General features: G+C 36.7%; 12 protein-coding genes and 1 pseudogene. 10 read left to right on the top strand and 3 right to left on the bottom strand.

Features of this window, described 5'->3' with window-relative positions; genetic code table 11:
* Positions 1-368: 368 nt before the first annotated feature.
* From AC3WOM_RS24125 to AC3WOM_RS24085, 9 genes are all read left to right on the top strand, one after another.
* Positions 369-1,562 (top strand): ornithine--oxo-acid transaminase, encoded by a 1,194-nt coding sequence (locus AC3WOM_RS24125; protein ID WP_492448708.1) that lies wholly within the window; start codon positions 369-371, stop codon positions 1,560-1,562.
* Between the two features lie 83 nt (positions 1,563-1,645).
* Positions 1,646-2,890, top strand: a complete 1,245-nt coding sequence (locus AC3WOM_RS24120) for a Glu/Leu/Phe/Val family dehydrogenase (protein WP_427549168.1) — start codon at positions 1,646-1,648, stop codon at positions 2,888-2,890.
* Positions 2,891-3,620: 730 nt separating this feature from the next.
* Positions 3,621-9,200, top strand: coding sequence for a DUF8202 domain-containing protein (locus AC3WOM_RS24115; protein ID WP_492448707.1), 5,580 nt, complete (start codon positions 3,621-3,623; stop codon positions 9,198-9,200).
* A 297-nt stretch (positions 9,201-9,497) separates the two neighbouring features.
* Positions 9,498-9,641 (top strand): hypothetical protein, encoded by a 144-nt coding sequence (locus AC3WOM_RS24110; protein ID WP_427549172.1) that lies wholly within the window; start codon positions 9,498-9,500, stop codon positions 9,639-9,641.
* Positions 9,642-9,722: 81 nt separating this feature from the next.
* On the top strand, positions 9,723-9,980 hold the full coding sequence (locus AC3WOM_RS24105; RefSeq protein WP_492448706.1) for a hypothetical protein: 258 nt from the start codon (positions 9,723-9,725) through the stop codon (positions 9,978-9,980).
* Between the two features lie 213 nt (positions 9,981-10,193).
* Positions 10,194-13,256 carry an ATP-binding protein gene (locus AC3WOM_RS24100; protein WP_492448705.1) on the top strand — a complete coding sequence of 1,021 codons (3,063 nt, stop codon included), beginning with the start codon at positions 10,194-10,196 and terminating at the stop codon, positions 13,254-13,256.
* The gene (locus AC3WOM_RS24095) at positions 13,253-14,359 is read left to right on the top strand and encodes a response regulator (protein WP_492448704.1); all 1,107 of its coding nucleotides are present in this window, start codon (positions 13,253-13,255) and stop codon (positions 14,357-14,359) included. The genes AC3WOM_RS24100 and AC3WOM_RS24095 overlap by 4 nt, the downstream gene beginning before the upstream one ends.
* 68 nt (positions 14,360-14,427) lie before the next feature.
* A complete protein-coding gene (locus AC3WOM_RS24090) occupies positions 14,428-15,591 on the top strand; it encodes an iron-containing alcohol dehydrogenase (protein WP_492448703.1) in 1,164 nt (387 codons plus the stop codon).
* A 415-nt stretch (positions 15,592-16,006) separates the two neighbouring features.
* Positions 16,007-16,738 (top strand): hypothetical protein, encoded by a 732-nt coding sequence (locus AC3WOM_RS24085; RefSeq protein ID WP_427549180.1) that lies wholly within the window; start codon positions 16,007-16,009, stop codon positions 16,736-16,738.
* Positions 16,739-16,801: 63 nt separating this feature from the next.
* On the opposite strand, the gene AC3WOM_RS24080 is transcribed toward AC3WOM_RS24085, so the two are convergent.
* Positions 16,802-17,794 carry a cation diffusion facilitator family transporter gene (locus AC3WOM_RS24080; protein WP_492448702.1) on the bottom strand — a complete coding sequence of 331 codons (993 nt, stop codon included), beginning with the start codon at positions 17,792-17,794 and terminating at the stop codon, positions 16,802-16,804.
* Between the two features lie 15 nt (positions 17,795-17,809).
* The gene (locus tag AC3WOM_RS24075; protein ID WP_427549184.1) at positions 17,810-18,529 is read right to left on the bottom strand and encodes an MgtC/SapB family protein; all 720 of its coding nucleotides are present in this window, start codon (positions 18,527-18,529) and stop codon (positions 17,810-17,812) included.
* 134 nt (positions 18,530-18,663) lie between these two features.
* On the opposite strand from AC3WOM_RS24075, the pseudogene AC3WOM_RS24070 reads away from it, so the two are divergent.
* Positions 18,664-19,447, top strand: a pseudogene (locus AC3WOM_RS24070) (DMT family transporter).
* Between the two features lie 103 nt (positions 19,448-19,550).
* On the opposite strand, the gene AC3WOM_RS24065 reads toward AC3WOM_RS24070, so the two are convergent.
* The coding region (locus AC3WOM_RS24065; protein ID WP_492448701.1) for a hypothetical protein at positions 19,551-19,775 on the bottom strand (225 nt) is incomplete at its 5' end.

Genomic DNA, 19,775 nt, shown 5'->3' with positions numbered 1-19,775 from the left:
TCAGGTACAGACTCAAAAGCTGGCGGTCCAGACTACCTACAGCTTCATATGCAAGCAAAAACAACTTCAGAAATGCTTTAATTTTTAACAAGTCAAGTTAGTGGAAGAAAAGCCACTTTGAAGCAAGGGCTGTTCTGTAAGTAATATATATTGAATAGAATCTGTGAGACTTCTTTGGGGATGCATACATGGTTAATCCGCAGACACAAATGTGAGGCGACTTAGCACCTATGGAGGCTAACAGATTCTTGTTCATCCTTTTTTCAGAAAATGCTGATGAATAAATTATTTCTATTAAATTATCTTATTGAACTTATCCCTTATTCCACAGATGTTATCAACATGAAGAAGTAAGGAGAGAATATGATATGACAAAAACACAACAAGTAATTGAACAAACTCAAAATTATGGTGCTGCAAACTATCATCCACTGCCAATCGTAATTTCAGAGGCTGAGGGTGCTTGGGTAAAAGATCCAGAGGGCAATAAATACTTAGATATGTTATCAGCATACTCTGCTGTAAACCAAGGACATCGCCATCCGAAAATTATTGCTGCGTTAAAGGAACAAGCTGATAAAGTAACATTAACTTCTCGTGCATTCTATAGTGAAAACCTAGGTGAATGGTATGAGCTTGTTGGACAATTAACAAATAAACAAATGGTATTACCAATGAATACAGGTGCTGAAGCGGTTGAAACTGCTTTTAAAGCGGCACGTCGTTGGGCATATGATGTAAAAGGTGTAGAACAAGGCAAGGCTGAGGTTATTGCATGTAATGGTAACTTCCATGGTCGTACAATGCTGGCTGTCTCACTATCATCTGATGAAGAATATCGTCGTGGCTTTGGTCCAATGCTACCTAATATTAAGCTAGTAGACTACGGTAACCTAGAAGCTTTGAAAGCAGCGATCACACCAAACACTGCTGCATTTTTAATTGAACCAATTCAAGGGGAAGCTGGTATCGTGATTCCACCAGAAGGCTTCTTAAAAGCGGCTCGTGAGCTTTGCCGTGAAAACAATGTATTATTTATTGCAGATGAAATCCAAGCTGGTTTAGCACGTACAGGTAAAATGTTTGCTTGTGATTGGGAAGAAGTAGAGCCTGATATGTACATCCTTGGTAAAGCTTTGGGTGGCGGTGTATTCCCAATTTCTTGTGTAGCTGCAAACCGTGATATCTTAGGTGTCTTCAACCCAGGTTCACATGGTTCAACTTTCGGAGGTAATCCTTTAGCATGTGCTGTATCTATTGCATCCATTAAAGTATTACTAGATGAAAAATTAGCTGAACGCTCACAACAACTTGGTGAATATTTCAAAGGTAAATTACGAGCAATTAACAACCCTGTTATTAAAGATGTTCGTGGTCGTGGCTTATTCATAGGGATGGAATTAACAGAAGCGGCACGTCCATACTGTGAAAAACTTAAAGAATTAGGCTTACTATGTAAAGAAACACATGACACAGTTATTCGTTTTGCTCCACCACTAGTGATTTTACAAGAAGATTTAGATTGGTCAATTGAACAAATTGAAAAAGTATTTAAACTTTAACAAAATGTTCACATTTTAATTCGGAAGTATGTTACAATGATGCCGATATACTATCATTAAAAAAAACAAAGAGGCGATTTAATATGTCTGAAAACTTAAACCTGTTCACATCAACTCAAGATGTCATTCAAGACGCTCTAAATAAACTTGGCTATGACGAAGCAATGTATGAATTATTAAAAGAACCGCTTCGTATGCTACAAGTACGCATCCCAGTGAAAATGGATGATGGTACAACAAAAGTATTTACTGGTTACCGTGCACAACATAATGATGCTGTTGGTCCAACAAAAGGTGGGGTACGTTTCCACCCACAAGTATCTGAGGAAGAAGTTAAAGCGCTTTCAATGTGGATGACATTGAAATGTGGTATTGTCGATTTACCATATGGCGGTGGTAAAGGCGGAGTCATTTGTGACCCACGTCAAATGTCTATGGGCGAAATCGAGCGCTTAAGCCGTGGTTATGTTCGTGCAGTAAGTCAAATCGTAGGACCTACAAAAGATATTCCTGCGCCAGACGTATTTACAAATGCTCAAATTATGGCTTGGATGATGGATGAATACAGCCGTATGGACGAATTCAACTCACCAGGTTTTATCACTGGTAAACCGCTAGTACTTGGTGGTTCACAAGGTCGTGACCGTGCAACTGCACAAGGTGTTACAATTGTTATCGAAGAAGCAGCGAAAAAACGTGGCATTAATATTAAAGGTGCACGTGTTGTTATTCAAGGATTTGGTAACGCAGGTAGCTTCCTAGCAAAATTCATGCATGATTTAGGTGCAAAAGTAATCGGGATTTCAGATGCTTATGGTGCACTTCATGATCCAGAAGGTTTAGATATCGACTACTTATTAGATCGTCGCGATAGCTTCGGAACAGTAACTACTTTATTTGAAAACACAATTTCAAACAAAGAATTGTTAGAGCTTGATTGTGATATTTTAGTGCCAGCCGCTATTGAAAACCAAATTACTGCTGACAATGCACACAATATTAAAGCAAACATCGTAGTAGAAGCAGCAAATGGTCCAACAACAGCTGAAGCAACGAAAATTTTAACTGAACGTGGTATTTTACTTGTACCAGACGTATTAGCATCTGCAGGCGGTGTTACAGTTTCTTACTTCGAATGGGTTCAAAATAACCAAGGTTATTACTGGACTGAAGAAGAAGTGGAAGAGCGTTTATACAAAAAAATGGTGGAAGCATTTGATAATGTATATACAACTGCGACAACACGCAACATTAATATGCGCTTAGCAGCTTATATGGTAGGTGTTCGCCGCACTGCTGAGGCTTCACGCTTCCGTGGATGGGTTTAATAAAGTGAAACTTCAATCAGTGAGGGTATTCCTCATCCCGCTGATTGCTGTAGAGGAACACAAGCTAAGTACTCCGCATCCTGCGTAAATGCTTGTGTGACCAACATCGTGTTGTCCTCAATCGGGCTTTAGTTGATCTCCCACCTGACTTCTTTGCTTTCGCTGAATTTTGAGGTGAGAGTCTTGTACCTGACGCTTCTCTTTCGGTACAGAAAAATTACTGCCCGTTAATGCTGGATAAAATAGATAAATACAAAACGAGTCATTCCTATATCATTAGGATGACTCGTTTTTGTCTTGGGGCGACTTGTGTTTATTTGTTTGGATAAGATGCTCCAGTCGCTTTTCTAAAACCACTTTTCTTTCATTCCGCACCTTTTGTACACGCAGAAATTTCAATAACCCTATTCCACCAAAAATAGCAACAAAGCAAACGATTACAATAATTAACATAAACATAAGCAAAATTCCTTTATTCTATGTACTGTCTCTACTATACAATAACTATCTAAACAAATTCTGAACATATGGATAGAATATATGTATAGGTTGATAGAACTGTTATATAGCTAGATTGAACTATTGTGAATAAAAAGTTCCTTTCCTTTTTTGTTCAGATTCTGTTCAGGAAGACTATAGTAAATTAAAGTATGACGGTGTTAAAAATTTGAAAGGGGCGAAAATATTTAATGATGAATAACGGAATTTTAAATAGGTGGGAGGAAAAAGGATGCATATCATAACGAAACAGAAAAAATGGTGGAAGCGTTCACTTGCCGTCATGCTTTCACTTACACTTTTGACAAGTAGTGTTTCGCTGACAGGATTGCCTAAAAAAGCGCAAGCAGCGGATCCTGTGAGTCCGGGTGGTGTAAGTACACAACCAGTACTATGGTTGAAGGCAAATGATGGAGCTAGTAAGGACAGTAATGATCAGTTAACTGGCTGGACTGATATAACAGGACATAATACATTTACTTTACATGTTCCTTTAGGAGAAGAAGCAAGAACACCGAAGTATAAAGAGGATGGGGTGAACTTCAACCCAAATGTGATCTTTGGTAATCCTTCAAGTACAAACCATTATAGTAACTCTGCTAAGTTAATTGGAGATAAAAAAATTACTTTCCAGTCGGGGTATGCAGTATATAAAACTCCTCAAAGTGGGCATATTGGTACATTGATTGGTTCCATTGAAACGATTAATTATGGTGCTAACATTTTAGGCGGTCATAGTAATGCTTTCGCTGTAGGAACTGGTGCAAATAGTACACACCGATATTTCCAAGGAATGGTAAGAGGTCAAAATCAACTAGTTGACTATGAAATTGTTAATCAAAGTTCTCATGTAGCAAGAGTTGATGGAAAGGAAAATTCGACACCATCAACCCAGTTTGGACCAATGACAATTACACCTGTTATTGGAGCAACTGCCGGTACTAGTGGTTCGAATTGGGTAGGTTTGAATGGAGAAGTAGCAGAAATTATTTTGTTTGATACTTCAACAAGTGTAGAACGTGCGAAAATCGAAACCTATTTAGCTGTAAAATATGGTATTACATTAGGTGATGGTAATGTTGACTATGTAGCAACGAATGATGCCATCGTTTGGTCCGCTGATAGTGAATACAAACACAATATTGCAGGTATTGCACATGATGATGCAGAAGATTTATTACAAAAGCAAAGTCGAAGTATTCATACAGGCACACAAGTAGCAATTGGTATTAATGCACTCACTGAAACAAATGCGGCTAACACCGGGTCATTGATAAATGGACAATATTTGATTTGGGCCGATAACGGCAAGGATCTAGTGTTCACAAAGCAAATCGGCACAACTAACAAAAATCATGCTGAACGTATTTGGAAAGTACAAAATACAGGAAGTGTGGGTAAAGTAGAAATTGCCATTCCAAAGAGTGCACTTCCAGAAAACGCAACATTACGAGTAGGGGACAGCGATACAGATTTTGCACTAGCAACTGAACATACATTAACAGAGATTACTTTAAACGGCACACCTCATTATGCTGCAAAAGTCACGTTAGAAGATGGTCAGTATTTCACGTTTGCAGAGGATGTCCCTACTCCTAAAACACCTGGAGGTATTGATACATCTAAACTTTCCTTATGGGTAAAAGCAGATAGTGCAACTGCTGTAAATGGAAATGTGACAGCATGGAAAGATGAAACAAATGAAAATGATTTTTCAATAACTGGAAATCCGAAAATTGAATCTTCAAGTGTTAACTTTAATCCTTCAGTGTCATTTGATGGTATTGACTATTTTGTAGGGAATAAATCAATCTCGATGACAGAAGCTTATACTGTGGCGATGTGGAATGGAAATAAAAAAGGTACATCTGCCCAAACAACTAAAGGGGTAATTCTCTCACCAACGCTACAGGATGGGGCAGCAGACTATTATTTCTGGAATAATAGTGATCTTAATGGACTGTATTCAGGTGATGGGTCATATAGTATCATGTCTCTCCCCAAAGATGGTGAGTACAATTTGTGGAATACTGCACAAGGCATTTCGCATAAAGACGGTAGCGTTAATGGAAATACAAATGGTAGCTTTGCTATTGCAGGTATACCGCAAATTGGTAAACGAAATGAATTTACAACTCCTGCTAATGAGATGGGTAACATGAATGGTAATATTGCTGAAATTATTAGCTTAAATGCGAAAGCAGATACCACTGAACGAAATAAAGTAGACAGTTATTTAGCTTTAAAATATGGCATTACCTTGAATAATGGAGCGAGCAACTATGTGGACACTGCTAGTACCCCAGTATGGACAGCAGATGCTACGTATAAAAATAATGTTGCTGGTATTGCTCGTGATGATGCAGAGGCTTTATATCAGAAACAAAGCCACAGCATCAATACAGGAACACAAGTAGTGATTGGACTTGATACACTTGTTAACACAAATAGTGCTAATAACGGTACGCTGACAGATAAACAATATTTAATCTGGGGCGATAATGGGGCAGCATTGAAATTTACAAAGCCAGTCGGCACAACAGATAAGAACCATGCTGAACGTATTTGGAAAGTACAAAATACGGGTGGTGTTGGTGAAGTAAATATTGCGATTCCAAAATCTTCTGTGCCAACTGGTACAACATTATTAGTGGGAGCAAGTGAGACAGATTTCACTACTGTTACACCTCATCCAATGACAGAGGTGACCGTTGCAGGTACAGATTACTATGTTACAAAAGCGACTTTAGCTAATGGTCAGTATTTCACGTTTGCAGCGGATGTACCTGTACCGCAAAGCGTGAAAGTGGAAGAAATCACAGCGAATCAAAATCAAGTTGCCGTGACATTTGATAAAGACATCAAATTAACAGCTCCTGAAGCAACTGGGTTTACTGTGACTGTAGGTACTGAAACAATTACACTTACGAATGCCGATCTTAAAGTAGATCCTGCAAATCCAAAACGACTACTGATTACATTACCAACAGGGACAGATGCGACTGGTAAATCCGTAAAAGTGGCGTATGATGGACAAGGCCATTTAACAGGCACAAATGATGTTCCTGTAAATGATTTTAATAAAGATTTAACACTTGTTGATAAAACGGCGCTTAGCAATAAAATCACAGAAGTAAAGGGCTTAACACAAACAGACTACACACCAGATAGCTGGACATCATTACAAAACGAATTAACAAAGGCGAAAGCTGTATTTGATAACCCAAGTGCCACACAAGCAGAGGTAAATGCGGCATTACAGGCATTAGAAGATGCACAAAATGCCTTAAAAGCACCAAAACCAACAAGTGTGGCACTGACACAAACTGTAACAGACGGCAATAAAGTGACACTGACATTCAATCAAGAAGTAGAGCTAACAGATTTAACAGGCTTTACTGTCATGGTGGATGGCACGCCAGTAACACCAACAGTTGAAGTTGATCCAACTGACAATAAAAAAGTGATTTTCACATTACCGAATGGGACAGACGTGACGAATAAAGAAGTGAAGGTTATTTATAATGGTGCAGGAAATTTAAAAGGTAAGGGAGCGACAGGTGCGCTTGTAGAGAATTTTGAAATGGTGGCAGAGGACCCATACAGCGCAGCGTTCCAAATTACACAGCCAGATGCAGTGACAGCTAATCCGCAGCCGACAATTGGTGGGAAGGTGGCTGTAACCACAACGCCATCCACAGTAACAATTGTCTTGAAAAATGACAAGGATGAGTCTCTGTTGGTAGATGTGGCGGCAACAGTCGACCCAGTAACAGGTGAATGGACATTTACACCACCAACAGATTTACCAGATGGCATATACACAATCATTGCAACAGCAAAAAATGGTCAACAAACGGTAACAAAGAAACATACATTTACAGTGGCAACACAGCCAGTAGTGGATAAAACAGCCCTACAAAATAAAGCAAAAGAGTCCGAATTACTTATCGGTGAAAACTATACACCAGAGAGCTGGACACAATATAAGATTGCTTTACAAAAAGCGAATGAAGTATTAACAAATCCAAACGCAACACAGGAAGAAGTCGATACAACACTAGCCAAATTAACAACAGCACAAAATACACTTGTGAAAATAGGCAAAGGGTTAGGCACATTAACCCCATCCACAGGTACGTTAAGTCCAAGCTTCCAAACAGGTGTAACAGATTACACAATGACTGTGGGCTATCCAACAGCTGTTATTGACTTTACAACGATTCCAGTGGAAGCTGGTGCGTCAGTGACGACAACCGTTAATGGACAGCCAGGCAATATTGGACAAATTCCATTGCGTATAGGCGAAAACATACTTGTGATTACAGTAAAAGATGCAAATGGTAACGAGAAGCACTATACAGTGAAAATCTACCGTCAAGCCGATACATCTTACCCGGGTGGAAATTCTGGTGGCACAACAACACCTACATCACCCGTAACACCGACACCAGGTGAAACAAAAACAAAAATCCAAGTAGAGCTTGAAATCGATGGGGAAAAACCACTAGAAAAAACAACCGTAGAGATTGAGCGTACAAAGCATGCTAATGGCGATATCACGGACTTTGTTGCTCTAACAGAAGCCAATGCAAAAGAAGCTGTGGCAAAGGCAAAAGAAATCGGTAACGATATTGCGCGTATCGTATTGCCAGATGTCAATGATGAAGTGAAGGAAGCGAAAGTTGAAGTTCCAAAAGAGTCCTTGAAGTTACTACGCGATAACGGCTTATCTTTAGAAATTTCATCAGAAAACGGACATATTGCGATTCCAGTGAGTTCGATGGAAGGTATTGACGATAACTTCTACTTCCGTTTAGTACCTGTGAAGAAGGAAAGTGAGCGTCAAGCTATTGAAGAGCGCGCACGTGCAGAGCGCGTTGTACGTGAGACACTTCAAAGCAATGATGTGCATGTAGTGGCACGTCCAATGACAATCGAAACGAATATGCCAAGTCGTCCTGTACAGGTAACATTGCCATTAAAAGGCGTGAAAATCCCAACAAATACAGCAGAGCGTGAGGCATTCCTTAAGCAATTAGCCGTATTTATTGAACACTCCGATGGGGAGAAAAAAGTGATTATCCCTGAAGTGGTAACAATGACGAAGGGTGAGCTAGGCCTACGCTTTACAGTGGAGAAGTTCAGTACATTTACAATTATTCAGGTGAATAAAGAAGAAGAAACAAAATCACCTGTAGAAGTAAAAGAGCATGATGCCTATATTAAAGGCTTCCAAGATGGTACATTTGGTCCAGAGAAAAACGTAACACGTGCTCAAGTGGCAACAATGATTGCGCGTATCTTAGGCTATACAGATGGTACAGTAAATACTGCACTATTTAAGGATATTCCAAGCGATCATTACGCAGCGGGTGCCATTGCCTTTGTCAAAGAGCGTGGCATTATGAATGGCGATGTCAATGGCAACTTCCGTGCAAGCGAAAACATTACACGTGCACAAATGGCAACTGTAGTGGCGAACTTTAAGCAACTGCATATCGAAGAGAATGTAGCGATTACATTCAACGATACAAAAGGTCATTGGGCACAATGGATTATCGAAGCAAATCGTGCGGCAGGCATCATCAACGGTCGTCAGGATGGTAGCTTTGCGCCAGACGAGCATTTAACACGTGCTCAAGCTGTGGTCATGATGAACCGCATGTTCAAGCGTGGTCCGCTACATGGCGTGACAGCACCAAGCTTCCCAGATGTAAAAGCAACACACTGGGCGTTTAACGAAATTGAAGAGGCAGCGAATCCTCATGCATATTTCATTGATGAAGAGGGGCAAGAGCAGATTAATTGAATACGTTTGGGCAATTACAGGCTAAGTACTTTTTAGCCTGTTTTTCAGTTATTTATGGGGAAATAAATAAAATTATTAATTGATTGAAAAGAATTTTTTTGTAATAAATAGATGATCTGTTCAGATTTTGTTCAGGTACCCCTTGATAGACTAAATAGTAAAGTTATGAAGCCAATATTTAGCGAAGGGGAGAACAATAAATGAAAAATAGTACAGCACTTTATGACAAACTATTTAGAATAGCGATGGTTACAGTCATGGCAAGTAGTGCAGTGGCAGTTGTAGCACCAGACAATAATGATCGAAAGTAAGGAGCCAAGTATTACAAAAATAGCACTTCAAGCTGAAAATACTAATGGCTTCATCATGTCAGAAAACAAGGTTGAGCTAACATTTAACAAACCATTTGCGTCATTTGATGAAATAATCATTAATGGGTAAAACATTACAGAAGGGACTTGGAATCTAACTCTTACAAAGTGGACTAGTAAGTTGATAGGAAATGTCACTTCAGGAGATACAGTGACTGTTACTATTTTAACTGACAAACATCAGAATGTAACACCACAAACAGAGGAGTCATTTTATGTAGAAGCTAAAATTGCTAGGAAACCGGTATTTTGTATTTCAACAGTACTTACAGGAACGCTCACTTTAAATAATTCACCAATTACCGCAAAAGGTGCTAGTACTGCTGGTGTTGCATTAAATCTTCCGGCAGGGCATTCAGTAATTGTAAATATAGATGCTAATTCTCCTTTAGAGGAAGGGTTAAAGTAATTCCGTAGCGCTCGAGCGGTTTAAGAGATGTATTTTTTGCGTACTTTCTAGCTTAGTGATATATATGGCAACCTTGTGAGATTTTCTCGGAGGTTGCTTCTTTTTAATCTTTCCCCATTTTCTTTAAAGTATTTATAATATTATAATAACTTTAGTGCGATAATATTGAAAAATACATATTACCAAAGATAAACAAATGGCAGGGGCATGAGTATGAAAAAGAATTTTTTAATAATGATAAGTATTATTATGTTATTTGCCATTGTTTTTATAATCGGGAATGGACATTACTTTTTTAAAGATGATGCCCCGATCGTGAAACAGGGGATGGCGATTGTGTCTAGTGAACAACTTGAAAATAATAGAACTATTAAGCTTAATGGAGAGTGGTCCTTTTATCCAAATTTACTGCTATCGCCTCAACAGTCATTAAATGACTATACAGATCAACGGATATTTTTAAAAGTTCCTGATAAATGGGAGGGGAATTTTCAATTTAATGAAGATGGTCCTATTGTGGGTACATATCATATTTCCATAAAAGTTCCAACAGAAAGACAATATGGTTTATTTTTTAGATATATACACACATCTAGTCGAGTGTTTATTAATGGTATGGAGGTTGGGGGAAAAGGAAATCCAAGTACATCTTTTATAGAGTTTCAATCAGAGAATGATGATAAATTTATTGTCATTGGACAAAGTAAGGAGCAAGTACTTGATATTTTAATACAGGTAGCTAGCTATAATCAGTATCCAACTTCAGGAATTGTGTATCCTGTTGAATTTAGTACAACTGAAAAGATACAGAATTTTTATGATCAAAAAAAATTGAATGATATAGTAGCGAGTATGGGTCATATTGTCTTTGGTATCATCTATCTGATTAGCTACGGACAAAATCGCAAACGAAAAGAAGAATTGTATCTCGGGCTGTTTATGATACTAATGGGTTTTTATTTGTCCTTTATTAATATGAAAATTTTCTTTCAGATTGTTCCCATAGAATTGATTAATAATCAGCTACGTTTACAACTCGGCATCGTCCCACTCGTAAATATGTGTCTGACACTTTTTCTTTATACTATGTATCCACAAGTGGTAAAGAAGAAAGTGGTTTATACATTTGTTATTTTTCTAGGTTTTACTTTTTTGATCTATGGTATTTCTAATCCTTTTTATCTCGATAATAGTGAAGTGACTGAACAAGCTTTGGTTATTCTACAGATCACATATATAGCTTTTGTAACACCAGGAATTATCTATATCGCATTAATTTTAATTCGTATTATTTTAAGGAATTTAGAGGGAGCTTATTATGTATTAATTGTCTTTGTAGCGATTTGTTGCTATGCGTTCTTAATTATCGTTAATTTTTTAACAGAAATACCGGTTGATTATAGTGAGTTAGTGCTTTTCTTATGTGTATTAGTAGGCTTTTCCTCATTATTAAACTATCGTGCCAATACTACTTTTATGAAACTAGAAGCTATAACAGAAGAATTGCGAACACATAATCAGATGAAGGATGAATTTTTACTGAAAACCTCCCATGAATTACGTACACCTTTAAATGGCATTTTAAATCTATCAAAATTATTAATGGAGGGTGCACAAGGGCCATTAAAACGAACTCAACAAGAGCAAGTGATATTAATTCATAATATAACGCAGCGCCTAGGACATTTAGTGGAAGATTTATTGTTCTCATCCAATCATATGTCAGGTGAACTACGCGTTTCGCCTCGTACTGTACCTATAAGCATTATAAATGATGTAGTTACAGAAATACGTAGTGTAATGCCTGCAAATAGTTACGTACGATTACTCGTTGAAGTAGATATGACATTGCCACCCATGCTGACAGATGAATTGCGCTTTAAACAGATATTGTACAATCTATTACACAATGCTATCCAGCATACCGAAATTGGAGAAATTACTGTAACCGCTTATCAACGGCAGAAACATATGATTATCGAAGTAAGTGATACAGGAAAAGGCATTCCTGCTCAGGATTTAGAACGTATCTTTAATGCATTTTATCAGGTAAAAAATAATCACCATAAGGATGGTCTTGGATTAGGATTGAGCATTGCAAAAAATATTGTAGATAAATTAAACGGTGCAATTGATGTAAAAAGTACTTTTGGTGAAGGAACTACCTTTGCATTCACAATGCCGCTTGCCACAAAGGATCAAGCTGGTGAGGATAATTCACTTGCAATCATTACACAAACTTCAGCAGATATACTACAGCTTGAGCTACCGTTTATTCATAAAGGTAATGATAAAAAAATACTTGTTGTAGATGATGATCATATCAATATAAAGGTGTTAGCAGATGTACTGGCTTTAAAGGGCTATACAGTGATTGGTGTAGATAATGGATTTGATGCTGTCGATTATATCAAAGTGAATCAAGTGGATTGTATGCTAGTTGATTTAATGATGGAGGGAATGTCGGGCTATGAATTATGTAAGCAGGTACGCAAGCATTATGATATGTTAGAACTTCCAATCATTGTTTTAACTGCTATTATGAAGCATTCTGATTTAGTGCTAACCTTGCAGGTAGGAGCCAATGATTATTTACAAAAGCCTGTAGCCACGGATGAATTGCTTTTACGAATCGAATCATTATTAGCTGTTCGACAATCATCAGTAGATGCAATTGAGGTTGAGATGAATCATTTATATTCACAAGTGACACCTCATTTTGTCTATAATACACTCAATACAATTATTGGTTTGAGCTATACTGATATGGATAATACAAGGGAGGCATTATACTCCTTAGCAACATACTTCCGCGCTAAGCTCAATGTGCACAATCGTAACAGTATGGTATTGATAGAAGAAGAAATAGAGCTTGTAAAGGCATATCTTTATATTGAAAAAATGCGGTTTGGTGATCGTTTAACTATCAAATATGATATTGATGAATCTATACAACTCATGATTCCAGCATTATCGTTACAACCTTTAGTAGAAAATGCCGTTTTTCATGGTATTTCCAAAAAGCCGGAGGGTGGTACAATTGAGGTAAGTGTCAAGCGGGAGGGACAATTTGTTCGCATTAAAATATATGATAATGGAGTCGGTATACCTGCTAAAAAGTTGCAGCAATTAATGAATGAAGAAAGCTCACGCATTGGTTTTACAAATCCACTAAAAAAATTTAATTTAATGAAAAATGCGAGCCTTCGTTTATATAGTGAAGAAGGAAAGGGGACAACTATTTTAATACTATTGCCGGAGGGTGATGGAGTATGAATATTATCATCATAGACGATGAAAAAATGGCTATTGAGGTTTTACGTTTCAAATTAAATCGACTTACACAGTTTCAGATTTCTATTAGAGGGGCATTTACAAATGCAAATGATGCACTGGAATTTCTTAAAAAAGAATTGATTGATGTTGTTTTTTTAGATATAGAAATGATTGATGTGCATGGTTTACAGGTAGCGAAACAATTAAGAAGGAATCCATCTATTCAAATAATATTTGTAACAGCACATGCACAATTTGCTGTGGATGCATTTGATATAGAAGCAACTGACTATTTGTTAAAACCTGTTCATGAGAAACGACTTATTAAGGCGTTGGTGAAAGCACAGCAAAAGTTACAATTACAAGAAAATGTAATAACAGAGGAGAAAGGGCCTCTCTTATATGCACATACATTTGGAAGCTTTTATTTACAAAATGCACAACATGAGGTTATGAAGTGGCGTACGAGGAAAGTACGGGAACTATTTTTATATTTATGGTTTTATCAAAAAAAGCCTATGTTAAATGTTGTCATAATAGAGGAGCTCTGGCCTGATTTAGAATTTGAGAAGGCAGCTAGTAATTTACATACGACTATTTACCAGTTAAGGAAGCTTTTTAAGGAAAAAGGTATTCAAGATCCAATTCAATTGGTCAATAACCATTATCAATTAAATGTGAAAATTGCTAGTGACTATGAAAAACTGATTCATTTGCTAGAGCAGAAAAGGCATGATGAAATATCCATCCAGCAGCTTTTAAATTGCTATGAAGGTGACTTTTTAGCAGAGGAGGAATACCCTTGGGCTATTCAAATCCAGCTGCGCTTAAAGCAAGGGGTTTTGCATGTGCTCGAAATGTATATTACTACTACGGATTCAATGAATTCATTGCTAAAATTAAACTGTTTACAAAAGATGCTAGAGCTAGATGAGTTTAACGAAGATTATATGTTTCTACTATTAGAATTTTTAATTGGGCAAAACAAAAAACAGGATTGTATAAAGTATTATGAGAGGATACAAGAGAAATTATCAGAAATTGGTATATCAGTTCCAGAGAAAATTCTTACTATTTATAATGCTTACATGATTCGTGTTTAAGGCAATCTTAATTCTTTGCTTTCTTCAACATAAATATGAGAAAATCCAAGTAGAAAGGGGCGAATTGGATGGATTCATTTACATTTTATAATCCAGTGAAATTACATTTTGGTGAAGATGCACTGGAGAAATTACCGAAAGAGTTAACGCAGTTTGGAAAAAAGGTATTAGTTGTATATGGAGGAGGCAGTATTAAGAAAAACGGAGTGTACAGCGCTGTCATCGAAAAATTACAAGAAGCGAATAAAATAATATTTGAATTGAGCGATGTTGAGCCAAATCCACGTGTAGAAACTGCAAGACTCGGCATTGATATTTGTAAGAAAGAAGCAATCGATCTTGTTCTAGCAGTTGGGGGCGGTTCAGTTATTGACTGTTCAAAATTAATAGTTGCTGGTGCTAAATATGATGGCGACGCATGGGATATTGTGAAGCGCAAAGTACTTGTAGAGGAAGCTCTACCTCTTGGAACGGTTTTAACACTGGCTGCAACAGGTTCTGAAATGAATTCAGGCTCAGTTATTACAAACGCAGCTACAGAAGAGAAATTAAGCTGGGGTAGTACTGCTGTTTTTCCGAAATTCTCTATCTTAAACCCTGCTTATACGGTGACGGTACCAAAAAATCATACCATTTATGGAATCGTGGATATGATGTCACATGTCTTTGAGCAATACTTCCATAATACGACAAATACACCGATTACAGATGAAATGTGTGAAGGTGTATTGCGAACAGTCATTACTACGGCACCTAAATTATTACAAGACCTAGAGAATTTTAAGTTGCGTGAAACGATTTTATTGGCAGGAACAATTGGATTAAATGGCTTCTTATCAATTGGTTCCCAAGGCGATTGGGCATCTCATAATATTGAACATGCTGTATCTGCCGTGTACGATATTCCGCATGCTGGCGGGTTAGCTATTTTACAGCCACACTGGATGCGTTTAAGTGTAAAAGTGAATCCTGAGCGTTTTGCAGGCATTGCAACCCGAGTATTTGGAGTGGATGCGGCAGGAAAGACGTCAGAAGAGATTGCTTATGAGGGAATCGACCGTTTATCTGCATTTTGGACTTCTTTAGGAGCACCAAATCGTCTAGCGGATTATGATATTGATAATGAAAAATTCAATCAAATTGTTGAGCATGCTATGCAAAATGGACCACTTGGCAATTTTAATAAATTACAAGAGGAAGATGTGCGTACGATTTTACAAAATTCTCTTTAATATTGACCTAGATATGAGGCTACTGTTGTAGTCTCGTATTTTTTTGTGCAAAGGTTAAGGAAACTTAACCCAAAGTGTTGAAATTTGTCGTAGAAGTTTCTTTTGACCTACAATATAATTAAATAGACCGATACAAAAAAGAAAAAATACTTGAATTGAAAAAATTAGTATGAGAAAGGTAATGATTATATTAAGTTATTATTTTATTTCTGAATATTTTGTGTTTATTTTCGGGATATTTTTCATTTAATTGTATCAGGTTAGAGTAAATGACTGTATTTTGTTATAAAAAAATCTGTTTAAAATAGTAGTTTTGTTGTCGTATTTAAGTACTTAATGTAGGATTGTTCAGAATTTGTTCAACTGGGTTTATTAAAATAAATACAATATTAAATATAGATTGGAGAGGGAGCAAATGTTGAAACAATTGCTTGAAGACCGAATTGTCACATTACGTTATATTGAGACGCCATTTCAGCAACATGTTTATAAAATGCAAAATTGTGTAGAAGTATTGGGAATTGAAGCGAAATCACTGCAAATTGAAAATGACCAAATAGTTGCAGGATACATCGTTGATCAAAGTATATTTTTCAAAAGTTTACGCTTTGGTCAAACGAATATTATCTTTACAGATGGTGTAAATAAAGCAATTGTACAATTATTTGTACGTCCTTCTGGTGAAATTATTGCAGAAGTGAAGCCTTATTTAGGTGATGCTGAAATTGTTCTAGCTTATTATCGAACAATCTTGGAAGATACAGCTATTGCAATAGATTTAAAAGGTGCTTTTAAGCATTATTTGGTAGCGCATCAATTGATGAATGTTGAAGATTCAATTGCAGAGGTCCATTACGAATCGATGCATCCTAATGTATTAAAAGATTCTTATGCTGGTAACTTTGTTTTAGGATGCCATACAGATGGAAGAGAAATAACTAATGCAGAGGAATATGCATTGGCCAATCGTTCAGCTACATTAAAATTTTCAAAAATTGTTATTCAACAGCAAGGTGTAAAAAAGATTATCGCATTAAAAATGTTATTAACGTTTATGATTACTAATCATGTTTTTGTTAGTAATGAGGAGTTACCAGATTGCTTAAACGAAGAAGTAATAAAAAGAAGTCACCTAAAGTCAGTATAAAAAACAGCCAACTGCCTGAAATATGGCAATTGGCTGTTTCTTGTTTATTCAGTGGATAGAGGGCTATTGTTCAAAAGTTGAGTTAACAGGTCTATCGCCAATATGTGTCCATTCTAGTTTTCCATCATCCTCATCAAATAATATAGCTACTTTCGATACACCCTTCTGGCTTAAAATTACTTCTGTTAAATGGTCACGTACATCGTCTAAAAAGGCTAATGATAAGTTAGCATCTGCTTCAGCAACTAATTCTACATGTAAAAATTCGCCTTCTTTAATAACTTCTAAACGGACGATATCTTGAATGTTTGGATCATCCAAAACTAAATGAGCAATGTGATTCAGCATTTCTTCATCTGTCTCACCGATCACTCCGCGCGCATTATCAAGGAATACCTTGGCTACTACATAAAACATCATACAGCCGATAATCATTGAAACAAGCCCTTCAATATTTGCCCAACCTGTAAAATGTGCAATTAAAATAGCACCAAAAGCCAAGATGTTACCACCTGTAGCTACTAAGTCTTCCATAAATACTAATTTTGTCGCTGGTTTCGCTCGATTTAAGTAAGTAAAAGCTTTAGGAATGGTTGAAATGCCTGCTTTTTCCTGCCCTGCTTCATGTAAAATCTCTATAGCAGCTTTGGCGAGAACAGTTCCTTCTAACACAACCCCGATAAAAAGTACACCAAGTGCTATGAGCATTCCTTTAGATTCACCTGTAGGGTGGATAAAATGATGCCAGCCCTCTTTGACAGTTTCATAAGAAAGAATAGCCACAATAATTACCGCAAAAAGACAAACCAAATTGACTATTCGACCAAAGCCACTAGGGAACTGTTTTGTTGGTGCCTTTTTTGAGAGAGCAGAACCGATGTATACAAAAAATTGGTTTGCTGCATCACCTAGTGAGTGCATCATTTCAGCAAACATGGCGACATTACCCGTAAAGAAAAACGCAATGCCCTTAATTAATCCTAAGAATGCATTTACACCTGCAGCCAAAAGGGAGGGTTTATTACCGTCTTTTAATAGTTTTAATATTTCTGCCATCGTAGAATCCTCCAACTAGTTTAAAATTTCCATTTCGATTTTTTCTATATAAGATAAGGCGCGCAATGAACGATAAAATGACAGTAGGTTATCAGAGACGATTAATGATAGACGTAAATCTAATTCATGTAAAACATTCCCGTTATTTGGGATATCTTTAATGCGGATGTTCTCAATAATAATATTGTTCTCTTTTAGAAATTGTAAAAAGTCTTCCGTTTTCTCATCATTGTAAATCTGAACCTTCAATGATACTTCTCGCATACGAATTCGTTTTGGTCCTATTTTCATTAGGAAAGGTGATAAAACCTCAATTCCAAAAACAATAATAATAACAGCTAATGTTGCGTCCATATAGAATCCTGCACCAACGGCAATACCAATTCCTGCAGCTCCCCAAATCATTGCAGCCGTTGTTAAACCTGAGATACTATCGTTTCCACGTCTTAAAATTACACCCGCTCCAAGAAATCCAATGCCACTGACTACCTGGGCTGCCAAGCGAAGTGGGTCCATTGTGATATTAATGTCTGACCTTGGTGGTGTGGAGTACGCAGTTTCAATTGAAATAATAGTTAATAGACAGCTAAATGTTGCAATAACCAAGCTTGTTTTTAATCCTACGGGTTTCTTTTTTAATTCCCTTTCAATACCAATGACTAAACTTAATGTGGCTGCAATCACTAATTTTATGCCAACTTCATATGTAATCATATTTCCTAATAATATTTCCATACGCAACCCTCCACAGTTATTTCGTATTGCTAAGAGATATGCAAGCTGTCATTATTATATGTGCATTACATTTTTGTATTGTACATCACGAAAGTATGGAAGTATAAGTATTTTTTTAATGGGGGTGAGGTTTTATGGATAAACCTAAAATACATCCATATATCCCAATTTTTATTGGTGTTATTTCTGTATCCTTGTCAGCTATTTTTGTAAAATTAGCAAATGCAGAAGCGGGCATTATTGCATTTTATCGTATGTTATTTTCGGTTTTGATTATGGCCCCCTTGTTTTTTTGGAGATACACAAAAGAGTTACAACAATTATCAAGAAGAGATTGGTTATTCTCTTCTATTGCTGGCATATTCTTAGCGTTCCATTTTATTTTGTGGTTTGAATCACTAAATTACACATCTGTCGCAAGCTCTACAGTGCTGGTTACATTACAGCCTTTGTTTGCATTTGTGGGTACATATTTTTTCTTTAAAGAGAAAATTACGATGAAAACCATTTTCGCAGGTGCTATCGCTATTGTTGGAAGTGTTCTAATTAGTTGGGGCGATTTTAAGCTTAGTGGTACGGCATTTTATGGAGATATGCTAGCTCTTATTGCATGTGTACTCGTTACAGCATACTTTTTATTTGGCCAGGATGTACGTAAAAGATTATCCCTTGTGACTTACACGATGCTATTTATTTGGTCATACTCTATTTAATTGGTCTATCAAATACGTTAGTACTAATGTAGTTTCCGTTGCGATATTATTTGAACCAATCGGTGCGGCTCTTTTAGCTCTTCTGATTTTTAAAGAGTATTTGATAGTCACACAATTGATTGGAGGATTAATTGTTATAATGGGAATACTTTTGTTTGTTATCGATGAGAAAAAGATTTTTAAGTTTTTTTCAAAAAACGCTTGATTTTTAAATTGCTATATTATATATTATTACTTGTCCTTAACAAGAAGGATGACTTGATAAAAAGATTTTAGAAAAAAGTTGTTGACTTCTTGTTGAATACAAGTTAAGATAATAAAGTCGCTGAAAATAATCGGCGATAAAATATGAACCTTGAAAACTGAACAAGCAAAACGTAATCAATCAAGTTTTTAATAGCTAGCTTCTGCTGGTGAACAAAACAAAAATTTTGGACATCAAAATTGATGCCAGCTAAACAATTTGAGCTAATCAAATTTCTTTTATGGAGAGTTTGATCCTGGCTCAGGACGAACGCTGGCGGCGTGCCTAA

This window comes from Lysinibacillus sp. FW301-JW8 (genome assembly GCF_058788755.1).
Note: the sequence above shows the minus strand (reverse complement) of the source record. Positions and strands in the feature narration are given on the sequence as shown.

Bases quoted from the DNA above. Each gene is read 5' to 3' on its own strand.
- AC3WOM_RS24110 (WP_427549172.1), top strand. From the start codon at position 9,498: ATGATCGAAAGTAAGGAGCCAAGTATTACAAAAATAGCACTTCAAGCT.
- AC3WOM_RS24085 (WP_427549180.1), top strand. From the start codon at position 16,007: ATGTTGAAACAATTGCTTGAAGACCGAATTGTCACATTACGTTATATT.
- AC3WOM_RS24080 (WP_492448702.1), bottom strand. From the start codon at position 17,794: ATGGCAGAAATATTAAAACTATTAAAAGACGGTAATAAACCCTCCCTT.
- AC3WOM_RS24120 (WP_427549168.1), top strand. From the start codon at position 1,646: ATGTCTGAAAACTTAAACCTGTTCACATCAACTCAAGATGTCATTCAA.
- AC3WOM_RS24075 (WP_427549184.1), bottom strand. From the start codon at position 18,529: ATGGAAATATTATTAGGAAATATGATTACATATGAAGTTGGCATAAAA.
- AC3WOM_RS24125 (WP_492448708.1), top strand. From the start codon at position 369: ATGACAAAAACACAACAAGTAATTGAACAAACTCAAAATTATGGTGCT.
- AC3WOM_RS24095 (WP_492448704.1), top strand. From the start codon at position 13,253: ATGAATATTATCATCATAGACGATGAAAAAATGGCTATTGAGGTTTTA.
- AC3WOM_RS24115 (WP_492448707.1), top strand. From the start codon at position 3,621: ATGCATATCATAACGAAACAGAAAAAATGGTGGAAGCGTTCACTTGCC.
- AC3WOM_RS24100 (WP_492448705.1), top strand. From the start codon at position 10,194: ATGAAAAAGAATTTTTTAATAATGATAAGTATTATTATGTTATTTGCC.
- AC3WOM_RS24090 (WP_492448703.1), top strand. From the start codon at position 14,428: ATGGATTCATTTACATTTTATAATCCAGTGAAATTACATTTTGGTGAA.